We start from the raw sequence: 11,584 nt of genomic DNA, 5'->3' as shown, positions 1-11,584 counted from the left end.
GCGTGCATAGTTCTCGAATCAACCCATTTATCGGTTCTTAAACAAAGAATGACAGCTTAGCTCCAATCGGTGGCGAGGGTGCATTCGTGGTAAATGGTTTGATGTCGCGGGTTCGCATTCAGACGAAGGTGCTCGTACTTTTGGCGCCATTCGTCATTAGCCTATGCGCAGTGGGACTGACGGGGTACTACGCGTCCAGCCTTCTCGAGGGACGGATGGAGATCTCCAACCACGTTTTGCAGTCCCTGAACGGGTTCAAACATGTTTCTTCCAGCATGACCGGCTTTCTGATGAAGCCGTCGCAGGAAGCTCGTGATACCGCGCTTGCGGACGCCCGAGAGCAACTGGCAACCCTGAAGCAGACGATCGAGAGGCTAAGGGCGACGACTGATGTGGGGCTTCTTGACCGGGCGCTTGATCAATCGCAAATCATTCCACAAAAGATCGAAGCGATTTGGCAAATCGAAACGGGACAGCAGAAAATTCTCAGTGATGTGGACGCTGCTTCCGCGGCACTTCTTGACCTGCAAGGGCAGGTTGGCAAGCGCTCGTTCATGCTGATGGCCAGTGCGAAAAAGATGGAAAATGCCAACAAGAGCGGCCTGAGCAATTCCGTTTCCATCAGCGCCGCCGCCAGTGTCGCGACAAAACTTCGCAATGACTATGCGAACGCGACGACGCCGGCTGACAAAGTTAGCCTGCTAGCCAAATATGCGCCCGATTTGCAAAAGGCCAAGGAGCAGCTTTCGCCTGCTGTAGCGACCGAAGCCCTCGCCGCGCAGTATGCCGCTGCTGTGGATGCCATCGCCAACGCTTCGAAGGTGTCGCCTGACACTTTGGATGTCCCAACAACGGATGCCGCCGTCGCCAATCTTGCTGCAACTGGCGACAGTCTCAAGACGATTGGCGACGATCTGATGCGGACCTCCGTGCTTGCGCTTGCCGCGTCGGACAAGGATATCTCTCAGGCGACGAATGTCGGCAACGAACTGCGCGCCATCGTTAACAGCAATAACGAGATCCGCGTCGGCTTCGCCGAACTCGCCGGCAATCCAGACGACGCGCGAGTGAAGAAAGTCCAGCAGTCGATCTACATGTATCAGACCGAGCTCGGCCGTCTCGCCGGCGTGGTGAACGACGATCCGGTCTTTGCCGAAATTCCGAAGAAGGCTCAACCCGTCCTCGATTTGCTTGCGGCGAACGCGGCAGCGCTCTCCGAAGGTGCGGTGCGCAAGCTGGCTGAGTTCGACAGCGCTGCTGGGCAGATCGACAACACCTGGAACCTGCTTGCTCAATTCGCCGAGACACAGAGGCAAAATGCTGGGCAGGATCGTCAACAGGCCAATAGGATATCCGGCGGCGCGATTGTCATCGGCATACTGATCGCTATGACCGCGGGTGCGGCGCTGGTCGTCACCCTGAAGGGACCGATCACCCAGATTACCGCAGCGATGCGCAAGATCGCAGAGGGAAGGCTCGATACCGCAATTACCGGCGAGGCACGGGGCGACGAAATCGGGGAAATGGCGCGTGCGCTTTCCGTCTTCAAACAAAATGCCCTGTCGAATGTCGAAATGGAACAACAGGCCGAGATCGCGCGTAGTGATGCGGAATCTGAGCGCGCCCTCAACGAACTCGAGCGACGTAGCGCCAAAGCCCAGGTTGACGCCGCAATCGAGGCGCTTGCAGAGGGACTCACACGGCTGTCGCGCGGGGAGTTGAATTTTTCGATCGATACGCCCTTTGCCTCCGAACTCGACCGGATCCGCACCGATTTCAACATGTCGGTGGCGGGTCTCAGGGAGACGCTCTGCGATATCCGCGAGACGTCTTCTCTTATCAGCGACAATGGCCGACAGATGGCGGAAGCCGTTGATGACCTGGCCAGCCGAACGGAAAAGCAGGCGGCTGCACTTGAAGAAACCGCAGCGGCAGTGGAGGAGATTTCTTCCGCCGTCAACACCTCTTCGGGACGGGCAGCAGCAGCGCTTGCGCTTGTCCAACGCGCCAAACAGGGCGCCGACGCCTCGGCTTCGGTGGTCCAAAACGCGGTTTCGGCCATGGGACGGATTGAGGACGCGTCGGGCAAGATTGTTCAGATTGTCAGCGCCATCGACGCCATCGCTTTCCAGACCAATCTCTTGGCCCTAAATGCGGGAGTCGAAGCGGCAAGAGCGGGTGAGGCCGGCAAGGGCTTTGCTGTCGTGGCACAGGAGGTGCGGGAGCTGGCGCAGCGATCGGCTCGCGCAGCCAAGGAAATCGGCGAACTCATCAACAATTCCGTCCGCGAGGTTGCGTCCGGCTCCGAATTCGTCGGCCGCACCGGCAATGCGCTGATGGAGATTTCCAGCGAGATCGTCCACATCGTCGGTCATATCGAGCTCATCGCCTCGTCAAGCCGCGACCAAGCGACGACACTCCATTCGATCAACGCATCGGTGAACGATATTGATCGAATGACGCAACAAAATGCGGCGATGGTGGAAGAGACGAATGCTGCCACCCGACAGCTATCGTCCGAGGCGCTTGCACTTACCGACATGATTGCACGCTTTCGGCTTGAAGGCCGCGAGAGCCCGGCTTCAAGAGGGTACGAGGCTGCGGCATAACAGCAGCATGTATTCGCAGAACCTGTTAATTTGCTTTGAGATGCGTGGTTTCCGATCAGAAGGCTGATGAGTGATACGTTTCCCTTGATCAGTTTTCAGGCGCACGATCGTTGCTAAAATAGCAATATTCTAATATACGTGGAGCCGGCGTTTTAATATTTTCGCAGCGGCAAGCAACGTCCCTCCAATTGGCGGGCGTTTATTATCCTATTCAGCAGGGTGTTCGACTTCATGAAGTAGATCAGAGATTTATGGGGGGAGGAATAATGCGAAAATGGGCATCTTCTTTACTGACGGCTCCGCACGCAAGGTGTCGTCTTCCGTTTACAGTCTCGGGATTGCCAGCGCTCTTTGTCGTGGTGCTCTTTGCCGGTGTCGCTTCCGCGCAGGCGCCGACTGAAGAGCAGCGCAATGCGATCAGGGCGGAATGCCGCTCCGATTTCATAGCGCAATGTTCAGGGGTGACGCCGGGCGGCATCGAGGCGCTCACCTGTCTGCAACAGCATAATGCCACACTGTCAGCGGGCTGCCGGAAGGCGGTGTCGGCGGTGAGCAAACCCAAGTCGACATCTGCGGAGCCGGCTCCGGCGGCGCCAGCAACGACTGGGGCGACCAGTCCGGCACCTGCGACGGGCGCACCGGCGCATCAGCCGACGCAGGCGCAGCGCAACGCCGTCAAATCGGCCTGCCAACGCGATTTCATGGCGCAATGCTCCGGCGTCACACCGGGCGGCTCCGAAGCACTCAGTTGCCTGCAGCAGCACAATGCCGCTCTGTCGGCGCCGTGTCAGCAAGCCGTTGCGGCATTGGGAGGATCAACCGGCGGAGGATCAGTCGGATCAACCCCAGCCGCCGGCGGTGCCGCGGCGACGGTTGCGACGACGCCTGCTCCTCGAGCCATGATGCCGGCCTTCTCGCCACGCGAGGAACTGATGATCCTGCGCGAAACCTGCGGATCGGATTTTCAGGCGCTGTGTCGCATGGTGCCTTTGGGCGGAGGGCGAGCTATGGCTTGCCTGCGGGACAATCTGCAACGCGTGTCGCCTGCCTGTCATAGGGTGCTGACCTCGGGACTATAGCGTCTGTTCGAATCTCCGGCTGAGGAGCCCCCCAACGGCAACCTGCTTCCGCGCGAAACCGCAAGTGATCGCGCGACAGGCTGTTGCCACAGCCTTACTGAACCTTCGATATCTCCGTTTCGGCGAGGCCCGCGGTCTTTGTGCGCCCTTTCCAATATTCCTCGAGGCGCTGCAACAGGACGTAGAAGGACGGGACAAAGAGCACGGCGAGGCAGGTCGAGGCGATCATGCCACTGAAAACAGATATGCCGATCGATTTGCGGGCGGATGCGCCGGCGCCGGTCGCCAGCACCAGCGGCAGGACGCCGAGGATAAAGGCGAAGGACGTCATCAGAATTGGCCGGAAACGCAAGCGGGCGGCTTCGACGGCCGCATCCAGTATTTCCATGCCTTCCGCCCGCCTTTCCCTAGCATATTCGACGATCAGGATGGCATTCTTCGACGCAAGCGCGATCAGCAGGATAAGGCCGATCTGCGTATAGAGGTTGTTGGCAACGCCGGCTGCCATAAGCGCTGCCACCGTGCCGAGGAGAGCGAGCGGCACGGCGAGAAGGACTGCCAGCGGCAAGAGCCAGCTTTCATACTGGCCGGCGAGCACGAAATAGACGAGGAGCATGGCAAGCGCGAAGATGAAATAGATCTGCCCGCCCACGGCCTTCTCCTGATAGGACAGCGCCGTCCACTCGAAGCCCGTGCCCGGCGGCAGTGTCTGATCGGCAATCTGCTCCATGACGTCGAGCGATTGGCCGGAACTGAAGCCGGCGGCAGGCCCGCCAACGATGGTTGCGGACGGGTAGAGATTGTAGAGGCTGATCAGGGAGGGGCCTTGTGTCGTCGTGACATCGACGACCGTGCCGAGCGGCACCATCGTGCCGTCACCGGCCTTGACCTTCAGATTGCGGATGTCTTCAGCGCTGACCCGGAAGTCGGAAGCGGCTTGCGCATAGACCTGGAAGGTGCGGCCAAATTTGTTGAACTGGGTGACATAGCTCGATCCGACATAGCCGGAGAGAGCGGAGAAGACCTGGCCCACCGTAATTCCCAGCGTCTCCGCTTTTATCCGATCAACGGAAACCGCGAGTTGCGGCACGTTCGAGCGAAAAGGCGTGCTCAGCCTTTGCAGCGACGATTGGGCACTGCCGTTCTTGACGATCGTATCGGCAAGCGATTGCAGCAGCGGGTAGTCGGAAATGCCGTTCCTGATCTCGACCTGCATGGTAAAGCCGCTGGCATTGCCGACGCCCTGGATCGGAGGCGGCACGACCACCAGCGTCTTGGCGGCCAGCACACTTTGCAGCGCGCCATTCAAATGCTGGTAGATCGACAGCAGATCTTGTCCCTTTTCCTTGCCGCGCTCGTCCCAATCCTTCAGCACGACATAGGCGACGCCGGCATTCTGCAGGCTGGCATTGTTGTCGAGAACGGAAATGCCGCTGATGGTCAGCACCTGATCGACGCCGGGCGTGGCTTCGGCGATCTTGCCGACCTCTTCCATCACCGTGTCCGTGCGTTCCTTCGACGCGCCATCTGGCAACTGCGCGCTGATCAGCACATAGCCTTGATCCTCGATGGGCAGAAACGCAGTCGGCAGCCGGGCGAGCCCCCAGACGGCGACACCGATCAGCGCAAGTGCTGCTATGACCATGATGCCGCTGTGGCGGGTCATCGATCCGATCAGCCCGGCATAGCTGCGTTCACCCCTGTCATAGACCCTGTTGAAGCCGCGATAGAAGATGTTGCGTTTCTCGGGCGCGGCCGGCGGCCGCAGCCAAAGGGCGCATTGCGTCGGTTTCAACGTGACGGCATTGATCGCGCTGATCAGTGCCGTGGCGGCGATGACGAGCGCGAATTGCCGGTAGAGCTGTCCGGTCAGGCCGGGCAGGAAGGCGGCCGGAATGAAAACGGCCATCAGCACCAGCGTGATGCCGATGACCGGGCCGAGCAGTTCCTCCATCGCCTTTTCGGCCGCCTTTCGGCCGGACATGCCCGCCTCGATGTGTCGGGCGACTCCCTCGACGATAACGATGGCATCATCGACGACGATGCCGATGGCGAGAACGATGGCAAACAGCGTCGACAGGTTGACGGTGAAGCCCAGTGCCGCCATGGCCGCGAAGGCGCCGATGATGGTGACCGGAACTGTGGTCGCCGGCACCAGCATCGCCCGCCAATCCTGCAGGAAAACGAGAATGACGATGAGAACGAGAACGCCGGCCTCGATCAAGGTGACGTAAACTTCGTCAATGGAAGCCTCGACGAATTTCGTCGTGTCGAACGGCACGTGATATTCGAGGCCCGGCGGGAAGCTCTTCGAGAGCTCCTGCATTTTCGTGTTCACCGCTTGGGCCACCGCGATGGCATTCGCCTCCGGCAGCTGAAAAATGCCGATCCCAGCCGCCGGTCGGCCGTTCTGCATGAAGGACTGGCTGTAAGTCTGGGCGCCGAGTTCGACGCGGCCGATATCGCGGATGCGGGTAATGCGGCCGCCCTGTCCGCTCTCGACCTTGACGACGATGTTTTCGTAGTCGGCCGCCTCGTTCAATCGGCCATTGACGTTCAGCGTGTATTGGAAGACCTGCCCCTTCGGCACCGGCGGAATGCCGATCTGGCCGGCGGCAACCTCCTGGCTCTGCTGCTGCACGACGCTGACCACATCCTGTGGCGTCAGGCCGCGTGCCTGCAGCAGGTTCGGATCCATCCAGATGCGCATGGCATACTGCCCGGCACCGAACACCGTGACGTTGCCGACACCCGGCAGGCGGGCGAGTTCATTCTGCAGATTGATGACGGCGTAGTTCGACAGGAACAGGCTGTCATAGCGGCTGTCGGGCGAGGTCAGGCTGACGAAGCCGAGGATCGCCGTCGACTTCTTTTGCGTCGTCACACCCTGAAGCTGCACCGCTTCGGGAAGCGATGACATCGCTATGGCGACGCGGTTTTGCACCAGAACCTGGGCCTGGTCCGGATCCGTTCCGATGGCGAAGGTCACGGTCAGGGAATAGGTGCCGTCGCTGGCGCTCGTCGACTGCATATAGAGCATGTCCTGCACGCCGTTGACCTGCTGCTCGATCGGCAGCGCGACGGTATCGACGAGGGTCTGGGCGCTGGCGCCCGGGAAGCGCGTCGTCACCAGCACCGTCGGCGGAACGACATTCGGATATTGCGCCACAGGCAGCTGGAACAGGGCCACCGCGCCGATGAGCACGAAAACCAACGCCAGAACATTGGCGAGTATCGGTCGCTCGATGAAGAAACGCGAGATCATGCTGGTGTCCTTAGACGTTCAGATGAAGCATGGCGGCGGATTCATTGCGTGGTGGTCTTGGCCTTGGCATCGCCGGCGGCATTGGCCGTCGGGTTCATTTCCATCTTCTCGGGGGTGACCTTGCTGCCGGGAATGGCCTGCTGGATACCTTGGGTCACCACCCAGTCAGCCGGATCGAGGCCGGACTGGATAACCCGAAGCGGACCTTCACGCTGGCCGGTCTTGACCTGCTTCTGCTCAACGACGTCGTCCTTGCCGAGAACAAGCAGGTAGCTGCCCAGCTGGTTTGTCCCGATGGCGTCGTCGCGCACCAGCAGAGCCTTGTCATTATGGCCGACCGGCACCCGAACCCGCACGAAGAGACCGGGCAGCATGGCGTGGTCCTTGTTGTCGAAGAGGGCGCGCACCTGAAGCGTGCCTGTGGAGGCATCGAGCTGCGGCGAGACGTAATCGAGATGTCCCTTATGCGGGTAGCCTTCCTCGGTCTGCAGGCCGAGTTCTGCCGGAATGCTTGGAAGATCCGTCTGCTTGAAGGTGCGCCCCTGCCTTGCCAGGGTTTCCTTGATCATCAGCACCTGGGTTTCGCTGACGTTGAAATAGGCATAAAGCGGATCCGTCTGAACGATGCTGGCGAGTTTGGTGGGACCGGATACGCCGACGAGCGCGCCGATATCGACGAGGTGATCGGTGACGGTGCCGTCGAACGGGGCAAGCACCTCCGTATATCCGAGGTTGATCGTCGCGAGATCGAGATTGGCCTGAGCGTTGAGGATGGATGCATTCGCTTCGTCGAGGGTCGCCTTGGCGCTGTCAACCGCGGTCTGGGTGGTGACCTGTTGCTTCGACAGATTGAGCTGGCGGTCATACTCCTGCTTTGCGCCGACTTGGGAAGCCTGCTGCGAGGCGAGTGACGCCTTCGCCTGATCCAGTTGCGCCTGATAGGTGTTGCGTTCAATTCCGAAGAGCTTGGTGCCCTTCATCACCGTCATGCCGTCCTGGTAGTCGATCGATTGGACGTAGCCTTGGACGCGCGCCTCGATATCGACGGAGTTGAGCGGCGCCGTGTTGCCGGTGAGTTCGAAATAGAGCGTCACCGGTTGCTGGATCGGCTGGGCGACCCGAACCGGAGGTGGAGGAGGGGCAACGTAAGTATTGCCGCTTTCCTCACAGCCACTGAGAATTGCCATGCCGGCGAGCACCACAGACAGGTGCAGACCCTGATACAATCTCACACGCATTGCCGCCGCCCCGATGTTTACGAGCCTACTACATAATTCATCAAATCGAATCGGTTTGTTGAATTATGAAGCAATTTCAACGAGCTACTGCGTCTTTTGCGCGTCTGAATAGACGCGCGGCGCCGTAGTCTTCATGCGTGCCTCGGTGGAGACGACCCCTCTCCGAAAAGTTCCGGGCATGCGATATTATGTCGCGGCATTGCTAAAAATTGCAATAGCTGCTGGTGCACAATTAAACTGTGAGCTCGTCCTCGACGGATGCCATGATGCGGCTATGGTTTCCCCAGCCGTTCGATGGCAAACTGTAGTGGTGCATCCGAAACACGGATCAGCCCAACATATGGGTTCGCCATATCCGAAACCAGGAAGATGGCGCCGGCGACGGACAGGGCGCAGACGAGCAGAATTGACAGCACCGTCGGATTGGCCGGCGCCTGCAGCCCGAAGGTCGCAAAGAGCAGCGAAAGCCAACAGACGAGAACGGTCAAAAAAGCCCAGGGCAAGCCCTCTTTGCCGGATTCGACCAACAGCCAGTGGGTCTCGGCCACCATGCCGCTCACTTCCAGCGCACGCGCCTGGAGAGAGTGCTGCACGGCATCCCTCGGCGCCAGGGATCGAAGGTCGGCCTGAACCGCCTCGATATCCTGATATTCCCCCGGCGCATTGCCGGATGTCTCGTCGATGGTCTCGGCAGTCCAGCCACGGCTCAGCCGTTTCTCGATGAGTTCACGCAGCAATTGACGTGCCTTGTCGGTTTCCGGCCCGTATTGCGCCATGACCCGGTCAAGCAGGAGTACCCGTGCCGCCGCCGTTCTCATTTCCACTTCGGCATTGTCATAGGACGACTTGGCGGATGCGATCAGAAGGCCGAGCGCCAGGGCCGACAGCGTTCCCACCACTGCGGTCGCCAGCCTGATGACGTCCTTGGATTCTGCATTGAGATGGTGATCCGGCAAGCGGCCGCGCACCATCAATCCTAACGATGTTGCCATCGACAGGAAAACAAATACAAGCCCGCCAACCAACAGTGAGCCCAAGCCCTGTCTCCGTATCGCCACGTAAGTCCTGCAGTCACCTTGCAAGCTGTGCTGCTATCATAGCGGAAGACAGACCAAGCGCGGAACTCTTTACTTTCCTGATCTTGTGCGGCCGCAATCGGGCGGGTTTCATTGCTGGAAAATCAGCAGCACGTAAGCCAGAAAAAGCACCAGATGGACAGCACCTTGCATGAGATGCGTGCGGCCGCTGGCAAAGGTGATGATGCTAACGGCAAGAGTGAGCAGGAGCATCACCAGATCTCCATGTTCCAGGCCGAGGGTTACCGGGTGCCCGTAAAGACGGCTGATGACAAGCATCGCCGGCACGGTCAGCCCGATCGTCGACAATACCGAACCAAGGAAGATGTTGACGGCGCGCTGAAGATTGTTGGCGATGGATGCACGCACGGCGCTGATTGCCTCGGGCGTCGCCACAAGGATGGCCATGACAACACCGCCAAATGCGGTTGGGGCATGCAGGGTTTCGATAATGTAATCGATCGGCCGCGCAAGCTGTTCGACCAGAAAGACGACGGGACCCATATAGGCGAAAAGCAGAATGGCATGAGGCCAGACCGGCCCGCGGGGAGGAGCATGTTCACCATGATGCTCGTGCCGATTGCTGTCGTCGGCGAAATAGTCCCGATGACGGCCGGCCTGAAGAAACAGAAACGTAGCGTAAAGACCGACCGATATTATACCCAGTATCAGTTGTCTCGATGCGGATGGATGCTGTCCGTCTGGGCCCGCAAGAAATGTCGGCATCACCAGGCTCAGGGTCGCCAGCGGGACGATGACCCCGAGATAGGCGTTGGCGCCCTGCAGGTTATGCTGTTGTTCCGGTCGCCGCCATGCGCCCAGCAGCAAGGACAGGCCGACCATGCCGTTCAGGATGATCATGACGACCGCAAAGAGCGTGTCGCGCGCAAGCGTGGGGTTGTTCTCGCCGTGAAGCATGACGGCGGATATTGCCATCACCTCGATCGAGGTGATGGCGAGCGTCAGAATGAGGGTGCCGTAAGGCTCCTTCAACCGCTCCGCCAGGTGATCCGCATGCCGCACGACCGACAGAGCGGAGCCGAGGACGACGGCAAACAGCCAGACGAAAACCACAGTGAACCAAAGGGGATCGGAAAGCTGCCCGAAGAGCTGCTCCTGGAAGGTAAGGAACGCCAGGCTGGTCGCGACGCTGACGCCGAGGAACCATTCCTCGCGCACCAGGCTGGTTGCGCCGACGGCGCGCAATGCCGGACCCTCCGTCATCGAAACCATCCGCCTTCTGGCAAATGCCGCCGCAATGCGATCATCAACACCATGGTGTCCGCCCGCTGTTCTCCTGCCCGTCCCATGAGCAGGACGCAGACGAGGCTGCCTCAAGGCGAACCGAAGCTCAAGCCAGATCGTGTGTCACTGAATAAAACTTGCAGGACTCTGTCGTGTCATCACCCACTGATCTCGACAAAGTAGCAATCGCGGGCGATCGATCACGCCACGTCTTCCGTTATTCGCGGCCGGTCGCCGGGATTGCCGCGCCGGTGACGACGGCTGCGGCCGGCGAAATCAGGAAGGCGATGAGGCAGGCGATCGATTGCGGCGATACCCAGCCGTCCGTCTTCGCATCGGGCATGGCCGCGCGATTCTCAGGCGTGTCGATCGTCCCGGGCAGGATGCAGTTGGCGGTGATGCGGTCGTCGCGGCATTCGGCAGCGATCGCCTCGGTCAGCCGGATGACGGCGGCTTTCGAGGCGGCGTAAGCGGCCTGCTTGGCGCCGGCCTTCAGGCCGGGCGCGGCAGCGATATGAACGATACGGCCGTAGCCGGCCGCCTTCATGGTCGGGAGAACCGCGGCGCTGATGGTCAGCGCAGTGCGGGCGTTTGCAGTCATCATCGTCTCCCACTGCGCGGGCGCCTCCGGCCCGACTGGCCCCATCTGGAAACCACCGACGGTGTTGACCAATGCGCTCACGCCGCCGAAGCGCTTGACGGCCCGGGCGACAGCGGCGGCACAGGAAGCATAATCGGTGAGATCCGTTCCCGCGATCGACAGAAATTCCGTAGAGGCAGGAAGATCGCCGGCCAAGGCTTCCAGCTCATGGCTCGAACGGTTCATGCAGACGAGTTTTGCGCCGGCATTGGCAAGCTCGCGGACAACGGCGCTGCCGAGGTTGCCGCCGGCTCCGGTGACGATCACGGCTTTCTGGTCTTTCATGACAATCGATCTCCTGACGGTGCCCGCGCTGGACGGTGCCGCGCATTGTTGATCCAGGCTGCGCTGCAGCGCAAGCCCGCCGCCCAAGACAAGGTCAGATGTTTGCGAAACGGCTCGCGGAGCTATCCGCGGGCCGTTCGTCTTTGA

7 protein-coding genes are annotated in these 11,584 nt (G+C 60.3%); 2 read left to right on the top strand and 5 right to left on the bottom strand.

The window, feature by feature from the left end; translation table 11 throughout:
- The first annotated feature begins 86 nt into the window (after positions 1-86).
- Together HX898_RS32520 and HX898_RS32515 are read left to right on the top strand one after the other, a co-directional pair.
- Positions 87-2,609, top strand: a complete 2,523-nt coding sequence (locus HX898_RS32520) for a methyl-accepting chemotaxis protein (RefSeq protein WP_180196778.1) — start codon at positions 87-89, stop codon at positions 2,607-2,609.
- 266 nt (positions 2,610-2,875) lie between these two features.
- Positions 2,876-3,688, top strand: a complete 813-nt coding sequence (locus tag HX898_RS32515; protein ID WP_138334959.1) for a hypothetical protein — start codon at positions 2,876-2,878, stop codon at positions 3,686-3,688.
- Positions 3,689-3,782: 94 nt separating this feature from the next.
- Here HX898_RS32515 and HX898_RS32510 read toward each other — a convergent pair whose 3' ends face one another.
- The 5 genes from HX898_RS32510 to HX898_RS32490 form a co-directional block, all read right to left on the bottom strand.
- Positions 3,783-6,953 (bottom strand): multidrug efflux RND transporter permease subunit, encoded by a 3,171-nt coding sequence (locus tag HX898_RS32510; RefSeq protein ID WP_171600725.1) that lies wholly within the window; start codon positions 6,951-6,953, stop codon positions 3,783-3,785.
- Positions 6,954-6,994: 41 nt separating this feature from the next.
- Positions 6,995-8,191 (bottom strand): efflux RND transporter periplasmic adaptor subunit, encoded by a 1,197-nt coding sequence (locus tag HX898_RS32505; RefSeq protein ID WP_138334961.1) that lies wholly within the window; start codon positions 8,189-8,191, stop codon positions 6,995-6,997.
- A 272-nt stretch (positions 8,192-8,463) separates the two neighbouring features.
- The gene (locus HX898_RS32500) at positions 8,464-9,228 is read right to left on the bottom strand and encodes a DUF4239 domain-containing protein (protein ID WP_138334962.1); all 765 of its coding nucleotides are present in this window, start codon (positions 9,226-9,228) and stop codon (positions 8,464-8,466) included.
- 129 nt (positions 9,229-9,357) lie between these two features.
- Positions 9,358-10,491, bottom strand: coding sequence for a calcium:proton antiporter (locus HX898_RS32495; protein WP_138334963.1), 1,134 nt, complete (start codon positions 10,489-10,491; stop codon positions 9,358-9,360).
- Positions 10,492-10,729: 238 nt separating this feature from the next.
- Positions 10,730-11,437 carry an SDR family NAD(P)-dependent oxidoreductase gene (locus tag HX898_RS32490; protein WP_171600726.1) on the bottom strand — a complete coding sequence of 236 codons (708 nt, stop codon included), beginning with the start codon at positions 11,435-11,437 and terminating at the stop codon, positions 10,730-10,732.
- Positions 11,438-11,584 lie beyond the last annotated feature (147 nt).

The sequence above is a fragment of the Rhizobium sp. WYCCWR 11128 genome (assembly GCF_013416305.1).
GTDB lineage: Bacteria > Pseudomonadota > Alphaproteobacteria > Rhizobiales > Rhizobiaceae > Rhizobium > Rhizobium indicum.
The sequence above is the reverse complement of the archived record's forward strand: the minus strand, read 5'-3'. Positions and strand labels throughout refer to the sequence as shown.

Bases quoted from the DNA above. Each gene is read 5' to 3' on its own strand.
- HX898_RS32515 (WP_138334959.1), top strand. From the start codon at position 2,876: ATGCGAAAATGGGCATCTTCTTTACTGACGGCTCCGCACGCAAGGTGT.
- HX898_RS32510 (WP_171600725.1), bottom strand. From the start codon at position 6,953: ATGATCTCGCGTTTCTTCATCGAGCGACCGATACTCGCCAATGTTCTG.
- HX898_RS32505 (WP_138334961.1), bottom strand. From the start codon at position 8,191: ATGCGTGTGAGATTGTATCAGGGTCTGCACCTGTCTGTGGTGCTCGCC.
- HX898_RS32495 (WP_138334963.1), bottom strand. From the start codon at position 10,491: ATGACGGAGGGTCCGGCATTGCGCGCCGTCGGCGCAACCAGCCTGGTG.
- HX898_RS32490 (WP_171600726.1), bottom strand. From the start codon at position 11,437: ATGAAAGACCAGAAAGCCGTGATCGTCACCGGAGCCGGCGGCAACCTC.